Source organism: Roseateles toxinivorans, assembly GCF_004362525.1.
In the GTDB taxonomy this organism is placed as follows: Bacteria; Pseudomonadota; Gammaproteobacteria; order Burkholderiales; family Burkholderiaceae_C; genus Paucibacter; species Paucibacter toxinivorans.
Genome location: NZ_SNXS01000002.1, coordinates 276,227 through 290,784, shown reverse-complemented (window position 1 = coordinate 290,784; position 14,558 = coordinate 276,227). Strand labels below are relative to the sequence as shown.

The following is a 14,558-nucleotide window of genomic DNA, read 5'->3' as shown; positions in this document are numbered from 1 at the left end:
ATGAAGCGCCCTTTCAACATCCTGGCCTGTGCCCTCGCTGCGGCCTTGCCTGCCCTGCTCGGGGCCTGCGCTGCGCCCGAGCCGACCTCGTCAGCCGTCGATGCCGGAACCTCGGTGGCCGTGGCTGACGGCAAGGTTGAGGAGGAGACGCTCACCGGCAGTCGTCTGCCGCGCAAGACCACCGAGCGGCTGCTGCGTCGCACCGATGCGGCGGGCGCACGCGAGATGGATCGTAGCCGGCCGCCGGAAAAGGGCCCGACCTTCAACTGAAGAACACCGCAGCGGGGCCGGCCTGCGCCAATGGGGCCGCGAAAACGGAGAAGCAGCGCCTCACCCGGAACAACTGCACGTTTTATCGTTGATGCCGGCCTGCCAAGCCCGGTACGCTTCGGGTCGTTCCTTACGATTTGTCCCATGCGTTCCTCTTTCCGCAGCCTGGCCTGCCTGTTCTTCCTGTTGTTTGGCGCCGCTGCAGCGCTGGCGGCCCCGGTGGCCGAGGCGCTGGAGGTGCAGTTCCGTAGCGTCGCCGTCCCTCAAAACACCGTCCCGACGCTGGCCCAGGACCGCGCCGGCTTCATCTGGGTAGCCACGAGCCGTGGGCTCACGCGCTATGACGGCTACCGCCTGCGGCCTATCGAGCAGGCGGGTGAGACCAACACCCAGCGCAATCTGGGCTGGGTGCGGGCGCTGAGCTCCGCCCGCGACGGGCGGATGTGGATTGGCACCGAGTTTCTGGGCCTGAAGGCTTACGACCCCGGGCAGGATCGCCTCGAGTCGCATGGCAGCGCCAAGGGTGAGGCCGGGCCGCATGCGCCGATTCGTGCGCTGGCCGAAGACGAAAGCGGCACTGTCTGGGTGGGCACGCTCGGGCAGGGCCTGCATCGCTACACGCCGGGCACGCGCCGTTTCGAGCCACAGGATCTGCGCTGGCAGGGTGAGCCCGAGAGCCGTGTGCTGGCCTTGTGCGTGGGCGCCAAGGGCACGGTCTGGGCCGGCCACTGGCGCGGGCTTTCAAGGCTGCGTGCCGGTGTCTGGGAGTCCCTGCCGCTGCCGGGCCTGGATCAAGGCGCACCGGTGTTGGCGCTGGCTGAGGGGCGGGACGGCCGCTTGTGGCTGGGCACGCAGGATGGGCGGCTGGGCGTCGTCGAGCAGGACAGCGTGCGCTGGGTTCAGCCCGATCTGAAGACACCGGTGCAGGCCCTCGCCGAAGCGGGTGACGGGCGGCTCTGGGTGGGCACCAAGAGCGGCCTGCTGTGGGTGAACACGGCCAGCGGCGAGATCGAGGCCCGGCTGCGCCATGACCCGCGCCGCCTGGCGGGCCTGGCCGGCAACGACATCAGCGGCCTGCTGCGCGACCAAGGTGGTGCGATGTGGGTGACCGGCTACGGCCTGGGCCTGCAGCGCCATCAGTACCACCCGGCGCTGGCCGTGCGCGGCGCCGATACGAACCAGGCCAGTCCCTTGGCCGAGATCGATGTGCGCGCGCTGCTGGCCTTGAAGAATGGCGAGGTGCTTGCACCCACGCAGACCGGTCGCGTGGTGCGCCTGGACGGCCGCCCGGGCCAGGGCTTGGCCACGCTGGGGGTCTGGCCGCGCGAGCGCAGCAGCGTGGTCGAGTCGCTGGCCGAGGCGCCCGACGGCAGCCTGTGGATGGCCGGTGGCGGACGGCTGGAGCACCGCGCCAGCACGGGCCGATTGCTGCGTGACTGGCCGATGGATGGCGGCCGGGCACAGCGCCTCTTGCTGCGCGCCAGCGGCGAGGTCTGGCTGGGCATGCAGGAAGGGCTTTACCGCCTGGCCGGCCCCGAGGCCCCGGCGCTGGAGCGGGTGCATCCGACGGGCGGCACGCCCTTGCACGGCGGTGTCTATGCCCTGATCGAAGAGCCCGGCAGCCATGCGCTCTGGGTGGGAGGCCAGCAAGGTCTGTTCCGCGAGCGCGAGGGAAGTCTGCAGGCCGTGCCGCAGGCGCCGACCGAGACCTTGGGCAGTCCGGCCGTGCTGGCCCTGCTGCTGGCGCGCGACGGCACGCTCTGGGCCGACACCCCAGCCGCCGGCCTGCATCGCTTGCGCGGCTGGGATGCCCAGGGCCGTGCCCGTTTCGACCGCATCGGCGAGCGTCATGGCATGGAGGGCGTGTTCGGCGGCAATCTGCATGAAGACGCCCAGGGCCGCGTCTGGAGCCAGCTAGCTGTCTATGACCCCAAGACCGACCGGGTGGACAGCTTCGGTGCCGCCGAGGGGGCATCGTTCGGCAGCTTCTGGTTCTTTGCCAGCACCGAGCTGCCCGGTGGCGGCCTGCTGTTCGGCGGCAGCCGCGGTCTGCTGCGGATTGAGCCGCAGGCCTTTGCCCCGGCGGCTATCACGATGCCGCTGGTGATCAGCACGCTGCGCGTCAACGGCCAGCCCTACCAGGCCCCGGCGCTGCAGCAAGGCCTGCAACTGCCGGCCGGCACGCGCAGTCTGGCGGTGGAGTTTGCCGGCCTCGACTATGCGGACCCTGGCCGGTTGCGCTACCAGTACCGGTTGCAGGGCCTGGACACCGACTGGACCAACGCCGACGCCAGCTCGCGCAGCCCGCGCTTCGGCCCGCTCAAGCCGGGCCGCTATACGTTGCAGGTGCGCGCCACGCCGCATCAGGAGCTGTGGAGTGCGGCCCAGCTCGAACTGCCCATCCAGCAGTTGCCCGCCTGGTGGCAGACCTTGTGGGCGCAGGTGGCGGGCGTGGGCCTGGGCCTGCTGGCGATCTGGGCCTGGGTGCGCTGGCGTACCCGCCAGCTGCGCCGCCGCGAGGTCGAGCTGCAGGCGCTGGTGGACGAGCGCACGGCTGAGTTGCGCGAGGCCAGCCTGACCGATTCGCTGACCGGCCTGCGCAACCGCCGCTATCTGGAGCTGCGTCTGCCGGATGACCTGCATCTGTGCCTGCGCCGCTTCGAATCAGGCGAGCTGCCCGGCCCCGACAGCGATCTTGTGCTGATGCTGCTGGACCTGGACCACTTCAAGCGCGTCAACGATGCCCACGGCCATGCGGCCGGCGATGCCGTGCTGGTGCAGCTGGCCGAGCGCCTGCGCCGGGTGTTCCGCGAGACCGACTCGCTGGTGCGCTGGGGTGGCGAGGAGCTGCTGGTGCTGGTGCGCGAAACCAGCCGCGATGACGCCGCCGAGCTGGCCGCCCGCGTGTGCGCCGCCGTGCGCGGTCAGCCCTTCGATATCGGTGGCGGCCAGTCGCTGAGCGTCACCACCTCGATAGGCTTTGTTGCCTATCCGCTCGATCCGCAGCAACCCCGGGCCTGGGAATGGCAGGCCAGCCTGGGCCTGGCCGACTCGGCCCTCTACGCCGCCAAGGCCCGGGGGCGCGACGGCTATGTGGGCGCCGTCAAGGCCAATGGCCTGACGCCCAGCGAGGCGCCGCGCGATCTGAATGACTGGCAGAACGAGAGCCGGATGACGGTGCGCGTCGGCGTGGCCAAGGCGGCCGGCCAGGGAACCGAGACCTAGGACGGCTGTCACACGGGATAATGCGCCCTCGTTCCCCGTTCTCATCGCCTGGAGCCATGCCCAAACCGAAGCCGCCTCGCTGGCCCCTGCGTCTGGCCACTGCCACCATGTGCCTGGGCCTCGTGGCTTGGCTCGCGGCGTGCAGCAGCAGCCCCAGTGCGGTCACCCGCAAGACCTCGGTCTATCAAAGCGAACGCTTCCATGCCGACGAGACCTTCTCGCGGCTGTTCGACGGCACCGTGGCCCAGACCTGCGAGGCGGCCCGTCGTGCGCTCTTGAGCCAGGGCTATGTGATCGCCAGCGCTACCGAGGGCCTGGTCAAGGGGGCCAAGCGCTTCCAGCCCGAGGGCGAGGTGCATGTGGAGATCGCCTTCAATGTGGTCTGCGTGCCCGAGGGCCGCAACGGCGAGGTCGCCACCGCCTATGTCAGCGCCCAGCAGGACCGCTATGCGCTGAAGAAAAGCCCGAACTCGACCAGCGTCGGCCTGAGCGCCATCGGCTCGATCTCGCTGCCGCTGTCATCGTCGCAGGACTCGCTGGTCAAGGTGGCCTCCGAGACGATACCGGCCGGCGAGTTCTATGACCGCTTCTTTGCGCTGATGCACCGCCAGCTGCGCGGCCAGGCCGAGAGCGAGTAAGCAAGAAGCATGAGTACCGCCAATTCCCGCCCCGTCTATTCCACCGACACCGGCCGGCTGTGCCCCGGCTGCGGTCAACCGGTCGCGCAATGCGCCTGCAGCAAGTCGCCGCCCCGGCCCGCTGGCGACGGCGTGGTGCGCGTCTCACGCGACAGCAAGGGTCGCGGCGGCAAGGTCGTGACCGTGGTCAAGGGCCTGCCGCTGGACGATGCCGCGCTGCAGACCCTGGGCAAGAAGCTCAAAAGCGGCTGCGGCACCGGCGGCACAGTCAAGGACGGCGTGATCGAGATCCAGGGCGACCACGTGCCCAAGCTGCTGGCCCTGCTGGCGCAGGCGGGCTGGAAGGCCAAGCAGGCGGGGGGTTAGGCACCTCATGACGCCCACCGAATTTTCGGCGTCCGCCAGCCTGGCCCTGATTCGGACCCTGACCTCGCACGCCGAGACCCGACACCTCGAATTCAAGCGAGTGAGCGGCAAGATGGTGGGCAAGGCGCTCGAGACGCTCTGCGCCTTTGCCAACACCGATGGTGGCACCCTTGTACTGGGCATGGCCGATCTGAAAGAGTTCCAGGGCACGGCACGGATTTTTGGCGTTGAAGAGAACCCTGAAGCCGTTGATGAGCTGCAACGCAAGCTTCTGACCGAGTTCGTGCCGGACCTTGGCAATGTTCGCCTGATGCGCCTGAGTTGCAGCCTGCATAACGGCGCGGCCAAGGGGAAGGCAGGCCACCTGCTATTGATCAATGTGGAGCGAAGCGCCCGAGTTCATTCCATCGTCAACAGTGGCACCTACGTGCGGCTCGATGCCAGCAACCGCAGCATGAGTGCCGGCGAGATCACCGAGCTGTCGTACCGCCGAGGCGAACGCAGCGCCAGCAGTGAGCCGGTGCCCATATCACTGGAGCGCTTGCAGACAAGCGCCTGGGCGCGTTTTGCCGAAGCCCGTGGGCCGCTGACGGGGAGTTTTGCCAGTCAGTTGCTGCGTATCGGTCTGGCGGAAGAGGTGGATGGAGTGGTGCGGCCACGCCGAGCCGCCGTGCTGCTGTTTGCGGACGAGCCCGGCAGCCTGCTGGCGGCGCATGACACCCGGGCGGATGTGCGCGTGATGGTGTACGACGGCAAGCAGTTGTCCTCTGCAGCAACACCCAATCTGCGCAAGGTGGCCAAGACCGTCCGAGGGCCCTTGATTGACCAGATCGATGGAACTGTGCGTCTGGTTCTTGATGAGCTCGCGCAGGGGCTGACCGTGAGCCATAGCGGCTTCAGGACGCTGCACGCCTATCCAGAGCGGGTGATCAAGGAAGCCATCGTGAATGCCGTCATCCACCGGGACTACCGGCTGAATCGCGACATCTTCGTGCGCATTTTCGATGACCGCGTCGAGGTCGAGAGCCCCGGCCTGCTGCCTGGCAGCATCACCCCGAGCAATATAGCCAAGACAGGCTCCAAGGCACGAAACCCGCTGATTGCCAGCAATCTGCGTGAGTTTCCGGTGGCACCGAATATCGATGCGGGCGAGGACGTACGCATGATGTTTGCGGAGATGGCGCAGGCCGAGTTGTATCCACCCCAGTACCGGCAAAACACCGAGTCGGCGGTGGAGAGCGTGACCGTCACGCTGTTCAATTCGAAACGACCGAGTGCCTGGGATGAGGTGAGCGACTGGATAGACCGGAATGGCTCCATCGCCAATGGAGATGTGGTGCGGATCGCCCGGGTGGACACCCTCAAGGCCTCCAAGCTGCTGATCTCCTGGCGCGAACAGGGCTTGCTGGTTTCGCTGCCCGGTCGGGCGAAACGCAATATGGCCTATACCAAGCCGAACGGGGCCGATGCGGAGCTGAGTTTGTTATCCGCGCTCGAAGATAACAACGCAGGAAGAAAATGAAATCATATATAAATCAACGGCTTAGCAGCCATGTTATTCACCTTTTGGTGAATTGCGGCAGCCTCAGGCTCAGCCCGCGTGCTGCCATCAAGACCCTCACCGCCGCGCTGCTGGGCGTTCTGCTCGCCACCCAGGCCCAGGCCTTTGGCGCCGCCGGGCACTCGGCCATCGGCGAGGTGGCGATGGGCCTGCTCAAGGGCAGCCGGGCCGAGACCGAGCTCAAGCGCGTGCTTGGCACGACGGCGATGCGCGACGCGGCGGTCTGGGCCGATTGCGTGAAGAGCATAGACCCCGCGAACGATTTCAAGTATGCCAATGCCGGCCGCTACCCGGAATGCGCGGTGCTGGAGAGCGACCCGGCCGAGCTGGTGCGCATGGGCGACTATGTGCGGCGCAACGACATGGACTGCAAGCCCAAACCGGGCGAAGAGTCCTGCCACAAGCAGTACCACTACACCAACCCGCCGCTGCAGAGCGGTCGCTACGTCGCCGGTGCCCCGGGCACCGGGCCGCAGGATCTGGTGCTGGGCATCAATGCGGCGGTGGCTGTGCTGAAGGGTGGGCCGTCACCAGCGCCGTTCCGCTTCGGCAACGAGCGCGAGGCCTTGCTGGTGCTGCTGCACCTGCTCGGTGATCTGCACCAGCCGCTGCATGTGGGCTCGCTGTACCTGGACGGTGAGGGCAAGGTGGTGGACCCGGGCACCGGGGCCATCGACCCGGCCACGCACACGGTGGGCGGCAATGCGATTACCTTGATGCCCACCGGCAATCTGCACGCCTATTGGGACAACGCACCGGCAAGGCTCAGTGCCGCGGAACTGCAGGCCTTGAACAACGAGGCCCGCGCGCTGCCCTCCAGCCCCGGCCCCAGCGCCGACTGGACCGTGGCCTGGGCCAGCGACACGGTGCGGGTGACGGCCCAGGTGTTCGATGGCATCAGCTACAGCCCGCGTGCGCAGACGCTGCGCGGCTCGCGCTGGATTGCGACACTGCCGGCCGACTACGACGCCCGCTCGCTGGCGCTGACGCGCATGCAGCTGGCCAAAGGCGGCGCCCGGCTGGCCCAGTTGCTGCAGGCCATCTGGCCCTGAGTTCAGGCCGCCGCCTGGCGGGCCGGCTTCGATGCTGACGAAGACGCGTTCAGCCACAACGCCGCGCCCACCAGCAGGGCGCCGCCCAACTCGTGCGGGCGCGGCCAGCTGCCCAGCGCCGCGCTGATCACCAGCGCCGACACCGGCACGAAATTCAGGAACAACGTGCCGCTGGGCGCGCCCAGCCGGCGCACGCCGAAGTTGAAGGCCAGCGCCGCGGCCACCGTGGGCACGGCGGCGATGTAGAGCAGCTTGGGCCATACCGGGCCCAGCGCGGCCAGCGTGGGCGGCGTGGCCAGATGGGCCAGGCTGGCGGCCGCGGCGAACAGCAGCAGCCAGGGCAGCGAGGCCACGGCCGTCAGCGCCGTGTACTCCAGCGCGCTGAGTTCGGGCAGGCTGGCGGCGCCGCGGGTGTAGAACACCCAGCCCAGCGTGCCGCTCAAGGTCAGCAGATCACCGAGCAGCACCGACGATGCGGCCTTGTCTGCTGCGCCCGCGCCGCCAAACAGCCCGGCCACCAGCGCCACGCCGGTGAATGCCACCAGGGCCGCGGCCAGGGCGCGGGGCGCCGGGCGGATGCCATCCAGCGCCCAACGCACCAGCAGCGCGCTCAGCGGAATGGTGGCCATGATCACCGCGCCATGCGCCGGCAGCGAATGGGCCAGGCCGATGAAGACCAGGAGGCTGAACGCGCCATAGCCGGCCAGGCCGAAGCCGGTCAGCCGGCGCGCATGCAGCACCAGCTTGCGCCAGGGCGTGTGGCCGAACAACTGCACCAGGGCCAGCAGGCCCAGGGTGGCCAGGGTGTAGCGCAGGGTGGTGAACCAGACCGGATCGAGCACGCCCAGCAAGGATTGACCGATGAAGAACAGACTGGACCAGGCCATGGTGGCGAACAGCAGAGCCGCGATGGCAAGCAGGGCAAAGGGGGTGGGCATCAGAGCCGCCTTGAGAAGAGCCAATGATGGGCAAAGTGTCGGCACGGGCAGGCGCCCGGTCCATTCGTTTGCACGGAGCGCGGCGTTCCGAAATTCGAGACGCGGGCGGCGGGGTGGGGCGGCACAATCGGCGCCATGGAGCTGTACCAACTGACCACCTTCATCGCCGTGGCCCAGGAGCGCAACCTGACCCGCGCCGCCGAGCGCGTGTTCACCAGCGTGCCGGCCGTCAGCGCGCAGGTGAAGGCGCTGGAGGACGAGCTGGGCGTCAAGCTGTTCGACCGCACCTCCAGGGGCATGGCGCTGACCGAGGCCGGCGACAGCCTGCTGCTCGAGGCCCGCCGCACGGTGGACGCTGCACAGCGCATGCGCGCCGCCGCGGCACAGCTGCGCGGCGAGCTCAGCGGCCAGGTGCGCATGGGCACGGTCAGCGACCCGGTGGCGCTGCGCCTGGGCGAGGTGATGGTGCGCCTGGCCGAGCGCCATCCGCAGGTGATGCTGCAGCTGCAGCAAAACCTATCGCTGCGCACGCAGGCGGCACTGCGCCGCGGCGACCTGGACTGCGCCTATCTGATGAGCGCCCAGGAGCAGGTCGAGGGCATGGAGTTGCGCCGGCTCACCGTCATCGACCTGGCCGTGACGCTGACCCGCCGCCAGGCCGCGGCCGGTCTGCCCGAGTCCCTTGAAGCGCTGGCTCGTCTGCCCTGGGTCAGCAACTCGCCCGAATGCGGGCTGCGCCTGCAGCAGGAGGCCTTGTTCCGCGAGGCCGGCCAGCCCTTCCCCCATGGCGCGATGGCCGATACCGAGGGCGCCGTGCGCGGCATGGTGGCCAGCGGCCTGGGCGCCGGGCTGATGCGGCTCGACCAGGCGCAGGCGGCCGAGCGCGCCGGCGAGCTGGTCATCTGGCCCGGCTGGCGCGCCCACACCTGGCTGTGCTGGATGGCGCCGGTCAAGCAGCTGCCCGACCCGGCCCTGGCCGCGGTGCGCGACACGGTGCTGGAGGTCTGGGCCTGAGCATCGGCCTCAGTCGCCGGCCTTCCGCAGCGTGCGCAACATCTGCTCGTGCATCGCGTCCACCGCCGGCATGCGCTGCGAGGCCTTGCTGCGCAGCACCGCCACCTCCATCGACGGCAGGGCCGGCAGCTCGTGCTTGGCGCCCAGTATCTGCAGGCCCGGCGGCACGCTGCAGCGGGTCAGCGCCGCCACGGCCAGGCCGCTTTCGACGGCGGCCAGCTGGCCGGCCAGGCTGGCGCTGTTGTAGACGACGCGGTGGGTACGGCGCTGTGCCGTCAGCGCGGCCAGGGCATCGCGGCGGGCACGGCTGCCGCTCTCGTAGATGGCCACCGGCAGCGGGTTGCGGCGCCAGGCCTCGTGCTGGGCGGCGCCGACCCAGACCAGCGGCTCGCGGAACAGCAGCGTGCCGCGCTGCGGCCGGTCGCGGCTGATCAGGGCCAGGTCCAGCTCGCCGCGCGTGACCTTGGGTATCAGCGAGGTCGACTGCTCGCAGACCAGGGTGATCTCGACGCCGGCGTGCCGCGTGGCAAAGCTGCGCAGCACCGGCGTCAGGTAGCTGGCCGCATAGTCATCGGGCACGCCCAGATTGATGCGGCCGGCGATCTCGGGGCCGTGGAGAATAGCCAGCGCCTCGGTGTGCAGCTCCAGCATGCGGCGGGCCGGCCCCAGCAGCTCGATGCCGGTGACGGTCAGCTCCAGATGGCGCGGGCCGCGCGTCAGCACCGGGCGGCCGATCGCGTCTTCCAACTTCTTCAGCTGCATGCTCAAGGCCGATTGCGAGCGGTGCACGTGCGGCGCAGCGGCGGTGAGCGAGCCGGCATCGACGACGGCCACAAAGGCGCGCAACCAGTCGAGTTGCAGATCGGCGGATTGCATGGGCTTCTCCATTCATTCGATTAGCGAATGGTAAGCGTCAAAACTATGCGCTTTACGGGTGGTTGGCGTTTGCGCACAGTGAGGGCATGAGCAATGCACTGACCACCCATCCCCTCCCTGCTGCGGCAGGGGCTGCCGCTGAAGAACGCCAAGGCCTGTGGTTGATGGTGGCCTGCGGCCTGTTGCTGGCCACGATAGGCGTGTTCGTCGAGGAGGCCGGCCAGGACCCGCTGACCACCGTCTGGTTCCGCTGCGCCTTCGGGCTGCTGGCGCTGATGGTCTGGGGCGCGGCGACGGGCCGGCTCGGCGAGTTGCGCCTGCGCGGGCGGGCGCTGCTGGCGGCCTTGGCGGCCAGCCTGCTGATACTGGCCAACTGGGCGCTGTTCTTCGCGGCGATCTCGCGCACCTCGATAGGCGTGGCGACGGTGGTGGTCCATGTGCACCCGCTGTGGCTGATGCTGTTGGGCGCCTGGTGGCTGCGCGAGCGCATCACGCGGCTGCAGATAGCCGCCGTGCTGCTGGCGCTGGCAGGGCTGACCTTGGCCACCGGATTGCTGGAAGGTGATGCCTCATCAGGCACGTACGATAAAAGTTATGCCATCGGACTGCTGATGTGCTTGGCCGGTGCGCTGTGCTATGCCAGCATGGGTCTGATCGTCAAGCTGGCCCGGGGCATCAGCTCATTCGCGCTGGCCTGGTGGCAGTGCCTGGTTGGCACCGTGTTGCTGAGCGGCTGGCCGCTGCTGCACGGCTGGCCGGCGATGGGCCCGGCCTGGGGCTGGCTGGCGGGCCTGGGCATCATCCACACCGGCCTGGCCTATGTGCTGCTGTATGCCGGCATGGCGCGGCTGCCGACCTCGCGCGTGGCGCTGCTGCAGTTCGTCTATCCGGCGGCGGCGGTGCTGATCGACTGGGGGGTCTACGGTCACGCGCAGAGCCCGCTGCAGCTGCTGGGCATTGCGCTGATGGGCGCGGCGCTGCTGTCCCTGCGTCGCCCAGCCGCTCGTTGATCAGTAGCTGTGCGTGGGGCTGTCGTCCGGGCCTATCCGTGACGGCGGCGTCCAGGCCACGTCGCGCATCGCATGGGGCACCAGCGAGCCGACACCCAGCAGCGTCGCGAAGATCGCCATGCGCACCGGAATGCCGTTATCGGTCTGGCGGAAGATGGCCAGCCGCGGGTCGTGGTTCAGATCGGTGCCCAGGTCATGCGCGCCGGGCCGGCTGTCGCGCGGCAGCGGATGCATGATCACCACGTCCGGCTTGCACCAGGCATGCACGGCCGCCAGATTGATCTGCAGGGCCGGGGCTTCCGCCTCGATCGCCTCGCCGGTCAGCCGCTCCTTCTGGATTCGCGTGGCATAGACGACGTCGGCGCCTCGCAGCTGCTCGCCAAGCGCATGCACCACCTCGACCCGATGGCCCTGGCGGCTGACCCGGTCGGTGATGGCCGTGGGCATCTGCAGCGACGCCGGTGACACCAAGGTGAAACGCAGCCCGCGGTACAGCGCCAGCAGCTTGATCAGCGAATGCACGGTGCGGCCGTATTTCAGATCGCCGACCAGCGCGATGTGGGCGCCGTCGACCAGCTTGCCCAGGCGCGAGAACTCGCGCTGTATCGTGTACAGGTCCAAGAGCGCCTGGCTGGGATGCTCGCCCGGGCCGTCGCCGCCGTTGACGACCGGCACGTTCGTTGCCTGCGCGAACTCGGCCACCGAGCCCTGCTCGGGGTGGCGCACGACGATGGCGTCCACATAGCCGCTGATCACGCGGCTGGTGTCGTAGATCGATTCGCCCTTGGCCATCGACGAGAAGGTGAAGCCGGTGGTGTCGCAGACCGAGCCGCCGAGCCGGCAGAAGGCCGCGCCGAAGCTGACCCGGGTGCGCGTGCTGGCTTCGAAGAACAGATTGGCCAGCACGGCGCCCTCAAGCACGCGGGTGGTCTTCTGGCGGCGGGCGATCGGCTGCATTACGTCGGCGAGGTGGAACAGGTCCTCGACCGCGTCGCGGCTGAACTGCTCGACCGACAGCAGATGGCGGCCGGGGCCGAAGGTGGTGAGCGGTGGATTTTCGTCGGTGTATACGCTTTGCGTTTGTTCGGCTTCGGTCGCCGCCCGGCTCATGATCTCCAGCACAAAGCGTCTCGCCACCTCGGGCATCGCCCTGAATTCGCTTGAGTCGCTGGGCAAGATCCAGGTATCCAGTGCCCGACGCCGGGCGCCTATGCGCTCGGCCAGGCCGTCGCGGGTGAGGTTGAGGCGTCGCATGGCGTCGCGCAAAAGGGCTTGCTGGGCGATTTCCATGGCCGGCAGTGTATACGCATTGCGTAGTGCTGTGCAATGCGAGAATTTGGCGACTGTGGGCGCTCCGTGTCGATTTCGCGGCGCGCGGATCGTCGTGGTTGCAGAGCGAGAGGCCGACCGCCCTTCTCCTCACAACCTCAACATAACGGAGATTTCCAGATGCGCTTCATGATCATCCGCAAGGCCGATGCCGAGACCGAGGCCGGCGTCATGCCCAGTGAACAGCTGCTGACCGAGATGATGAAATACAACGAGGAGATGGTCCGCGCCGGCGTGATGCTGGCCGGTGAGGGCCTGCATCCCAGCGCCAAGGGCCTGCGGGTGAAGTTCTCAGGCGGCAAGCCGACCTTGATCGATGGTCCGTTCGCCGAGACCAAGGAGTTGATCGCCGGCTTCACGATGATCCAGGTCAAGTCCCGCGAAGAGGCGATCGAGTGGGTCAAGCGCTGGCCGGCCATCGACGGCCATGGCGCTGCCGAACTGGAGCTGCGCCAGGTCTTCGAGGCCGAGGACTTCGGCGCCGAGTTCACGCCGGAGCTGCGCGAGCAGGAGGACATGCTGCGAGCAGAAGTCGAACAGCAGGCCAAGCAGCGCTGAGTCGCCGATGACCTTGGAAGCCACCCACCGCGCGATCGACGCCGTCTGGCGCATCGAGTCGGCCAAGATCATTGCCGTGGTCGCGCGCATGGTGCGCGATGTCGGCGTGGCCGAAGAGCTGGCGCAGGACGTGCTCGTCACCGCGCTGGAGCAATGGCCCCAGAAGGGCGTGCCGGACAAGCCCGGTGCCTGGCTCACCGCCGCGGCGAAGAACCGCGCGTTGGATCACTTGCGGCGCGTGCAGCTGCTGGCCGCCAAGCATGAGGAGATAGGCCGCGATCTGGAGATCCACGGCGAGGCCTTCGAGCCGGCCTTCGACGCGGCGCTGGAGGATGACATCGGCGACGATCTGCTGCGCCTGGTGTTCACCGCCTGCCATCCGATCCTGGCGCCCGAGGCCCGCGTGGCGCTCACGTTGAGGCTGCTCGGCGGCCTGACCACCGACGAGATCGCCCGCGCCTTTCTGCTGCCCGAGGCCACGGTGGCGCAGCGCATCGTGCGCGCCAAGCGCAGCCTGGCTGCGGCGCAGGTGCCGTTCGAGGTGCCTCGCGCGGCCGAGCTGCCCGAGCGCCTGGCCTCGGTGCTGGCCGTCATCTACCTGGTGTTCAACGAGGGCTATGCGGCGACCGGTGGCGGCGACTGGATGCGTCCGGCCCTGTGCGACGAAGCGCTACGCCTGGGCCGCATCCTGGCCGAGCTGATGCAGCAGGAGCCCGAGGTGCACGGCCTGGTCGCGCTGATGGAACTGCAAGCCTCGCGGGCCCGGGCGCGGATCGGCGCCAAGGGTCAGCCGGTGCTGCTGCTGGAGCAGAACCGCGCGCGCTGGGACCATCTGCTGATAGGCCGCGGCCTGACCGCACTGGCCCGTGCCGAGCGGCTCAACGGCGCATTGGGCCCCTATGCGCTGCAGGCGGCGATCGCGGCCTGTCATGCCCGGGCCGGCACGGCCCACCAGACCGACTGGCCGCGCATCGCTGCGCTCTACGACGTCCTGGCCCAGCTGCAGCCCTCGCCGGTGGTTGCGCTGAACCGCGCGGTGGCCATTGGCATGGCCTACGGCCCGGCCGCCGGCCTGGAGCTGGCCGATGCGCTGAGCCACGAGCCACTGCTGAAGGGCTACCACCTGCTGCCGGCGGTGCGCGCCGATCTGCTGCTCAAGATGGGCCGGCGGGTCGAGGCGCAGGCCGAGTTCGAACGCGCGGCATCGCTGACCCGCAATGTGCGCGAGCGCGCGCTGCTGCAGGAGCGCGCGCGCGGCTGCGACGCGAGCTAAGGCTTGAAGATGCGGTTGCCGCTGGCCGTCTTGCGCGTCTGCACATGGGCCCAGCGCGGCGTGGCGCTGGCGACCTCGGCATAGAGGTCGCAATCGATCAGGGCCTGGCGGCCCTCGGCCGTGGCCAGCCACTGGTCGATCGCCTCGACGTCGTCGGACAGGTCCACCGCCTCGCAGGTCAGATGGGGCGAGTTCTTCGCCGCGTTCTTCGTCGCTGCATTGACCGAGGGTGGTCGCCAGCCGCTGTTCACATTGTCCGGCGCCGTGTTGCCGGTGGCCGCGTGGTAGATCGCCAGCAGCAGGTTGGCGCGACGCACCGTCTCGGTTGCGCGGGCCCGCAGCTCGGGGGTCAACTCACTGGCGTACTCGACGTCGCGGTTCTTCCAGTACTGCTTCAGAGTGATGGCCATCGCAAGCTCCACTTCGCAAGAGATCGGAGCGCCACAGT

Annotated in this window: 14 protein-coding genes; 10 read left to right on the top strand and 4 right to left on the bottom strand. The window is 68.8% G+C overall.

Features of this window, described 5'->3' with window-relative positions; translation table 11 throughout:
* The 6 genes from DES47_RS07015 to DES47_RS06990 all read left to right on the top strand — a co-directional run bounded on the left by DES47_RS07015 (position 1) and on the right by DES47_RS06990 (position 7,112).
* A complete protein-coding gene (locus DES47_RS07015) occupies positions 1-270 on the top strand; it encodes a hypothetical protein (protein WP_133699971.1) in 270 nt (89 codons plus the stop codon).
* 144 nt (positions 271-414) lie between these two features.
* The gene (locus DES47_RS07010; RefSeq protein ID WP_166651888.1) at positions 415-3,495 is read left to right on the top strand and encodes a ligand-binding sensor domain-containing diguanylate cyclase; all 3,081 of its coding nucleotides are present in this window, start codon (positions 415-417) and stop codon (positions 3,493-3,495) included.
* A 56-nt stretch (positions 3,496-3,551) separates the two neighbouring features.
* Positions 3,552-4,133: a DUF2242 domain-containing protein gene (locus tag DES47_RS07005; RefSeq protein ID WP_133699969.1), complete on the top strand. Its 582-nt coding sequence runs from the start codon at positions 3,552-3,554 to the stop codon at positions 4,131-4,133.
* Positions 4,134-4,142: 9 nt separating this feature from the next.
* The gene (locus DES47_RS07000) at positions 4,143-4,499 is read left to right on the top strand and encodes a translation initiation factor Sui1 (protein WP_133699968.1); all 357 of its coding nucleotides are present in this window, start codon (positions 4,143-4,145) and stop codon (positions 4,497-4,499) included.
* A 7-nt stretch (positions 4,500-4,506) separates the two neighbouring features.
* Entirely contained in the window at positions 4,507-6,021 is a 1,515-nt protein-coding gene (locus tag DES47_RS06995; RefSeq protein WP_133699967.1) for an ATP-binding protein, read from the top strand.
* Positions 6,022-6,068: 47 nt separating this feature from the next.
* The gene (locus tag DES47_RS06990) at positions 6,069-7,112 is read left to right on the top strand and encodes a S1/P1 nuclease (protein WP_166651887.1); all 1,044 of its coding nucleotides are present in this window, start codon (positions 6,069-6,071) and stop codon (positions 7,110-7,112) included.
* A 2-nt stretch (positions 7,113-7,114) separates the two neighbouring features.
* On the opposite strand, the gene DES47_RS06985 is transcribed toward DES47_RS06990, so the two are convergent.
* Entirely contained in the window at positions 7,115-8,050 is a 936-nt protein-coding gene (locus tag DES47_RS06985) for a DMT family transporter (RefSeq protein WP_133699965.1), read from the bottom strand.
* A 135-nt stretch (positions 8,051-8,185) separates the two neighbouring features.
* Here DES47_RS06985 and DES47_RS06980 point away from each other — a divergent pair, with 135 nt between their 5' ends.
* A complete protein-coding gene (locus DES47_RS06980) occupies positions 8,186-9,064 on the top strand; it encodes a LysR family transcriptional regulator (protein ID WP_133699964.1) in 879 nt (292 codons plus the stop codon).
* Between the two features lie 9 nt (positions 9,065-9,073).
* On the opposite strand, the gene DES47_RS06975 is transcribed toward DES47_RS06980, so the two are convergent.
* Entirely contained in the window at positions 9,074-9,940 is an 867-nt protein-coding gene (locus tag DES47_RS06975; RefSeq protein WP_133699963.1) for a LysR family transcriptional regulator, read from the bottom strand.
* Between the two features lie 86 nt (positions 9,941-10,026).
* Between DES47_RS06975 and DES47_RS06970 the strand changes: the two genes are divergently transcribed.
* Entirely contained in the window at positions 10,027-10,950 is a 924-nt protein-coding gene (locus DES47_RS06970; RefSeq protein ID WP_133699962.1) for a DMT family transporter, read from the top strand.
* Here DES47_RS06970 and DES47_RS06965 read toward each other — a convergent pair whose 3' ends face one another.
* Complete coding sequence (locus tag DES47_RS06965; RefSeq protein ID WP_133699961.1) at positions 10,951-12,240, bottom strand: aspartate carbamoyltransferase; 1,290 nt, start codon at positions 12,238-12,240, stop codon at positions 10,951-10,953.
* 159 nt (positions 12,241-12,399) lie between these two features.
* Here DES47_RS06965 and DES47_RS06960 point away from each other — a divergent pair, with 159 nt between their 5' ends.
* Entirely contained in the window at positions 12,400-12,837 is a 438-nt protein-coding gene (locus tag DES47_RS06960; protein ID WP_133699960.1) for a YciI family protein, read from the top strand.
* 7 nt (positions 12,838-12,844) lie between these two features.
* Entirely contained in the window at positions 12,845-14,110 is a 1,266-nt protein-coding gene (locus tag DES47_RS06955) for an RNA polymerase sigma factor (protein ID WP_133699959.1), read from the top strand.
* On the opposite strand, the gene DES47_RS06950 is transcribed toward DES47_RS06955, so the two are convergent.
* Positions 14,107-14,520, bottom strand: coding sequence for a D-Ala-D-Ala carboxypeptidase family metallohydrolase (locus DES47_RS06950; RefSeq protein WP_133699958.1), 414 nt, complete (start codon positions 14,518-14,520; stop codon positions 14,107-14,109). The genes DES47_RS06955 and DES47_RS06950 overlap by 4 nt on opposite strands.
* Positions 14,521-14,558: the final 38 nt, after the last annotated feature.

Bases quoted from the DNA above. Each gene is read 5' to 3' on its own strand.
- DES47_RS07015 (WP_133699971.1), top strand. From the start codon at position 1: ATGAAGCGCCCTTTCAACATCCTGGCCTGTGCCCTCGCTGCGGCCTTG.
- DES47_RS07010 (WP_166651888.1), top strand. From the start codon at position 415: ATGCGTTCCTCTTTCCGCAGCCTGGCCTGCCTGTTCTTCCTGTTGTTT.
- DES47_RS07005 (WP_133699969.1), top strand. From the start codon at position 3,552: ATGCCCAAACCGAAGCCGCCTCGCTGGCCCCTGCGTCTGGCCACTGCC.
- DES47_RS07000 (WP_133699968.1), top strand. From the start codon at position 4,143: ATGAGTACCGCCAATTCCCGCCCCGTCTATTCCACCGACACCGGCCGG.
- DES47_RS06995 (WP_133699967.1), top strand. From the start codon at position 4,507: ATGACGCCCACCGAATTTTCGGCGTCCGCCAGCCTGGCCCTGATTCGG.
- DES47_RS06985 (WP_133699965.1), bottom strand. From the start codon at position 8,050: ATGCCCACCCCCTTTGCCCTGCTTGCCATCGCGGCTCTGCTGTTCGCC.
- DES47_RS06980 (WP_133699964.1), top strand. From the start codon at position 8,186: ATGGAGCTGTACCAACTGACCACCTTCATCGCCGTGGCCCAGGAGCGC.
- DES47_RS06975 (WP_133699963.1), bottom strand. From the start codon at position 9,940: ATGCAATCCGCCGATCTGCAACTCGACTGGTTGCGCGCCTTTGTGGCC.
- DES47_RS06970 (WP_133699962.1), top strand. From the start codon at position 10,027: ATGAGCAATGCACTGACCACCCATCCCCTCCCTGCTGCGGCAGGGGCT.
- DES47_RS06965 (WP_133699961.1), bottom strand. From the start codon at position 12,240: ATGGAAATCGCCCAGCAAGCCCTTTTGCGCGACGCCATGCGACGCCTC.
- DES47_RS06960 (WP_133699960.1), top strand. From the start codon at position 12,400: ATGCGCTTCATGATCATCCGCAAGGCCGATGCCGAGACCGAGGCCGGC.
- DES47_RS06955 (WP_133699959.1), top strand. From the start codon at position 12,845: ATGACCTTGGAAGCCACCCACCGCGCGATCGACGCCGTCTGGCGCATC.
- DES47_RS06950 (WP_133699958.1), bottom strand. From the start codon at position 14,520: ATGGCCATCACTCTGAAGCAGTACTGGAAGAACCGCGACGTCGAGTAC.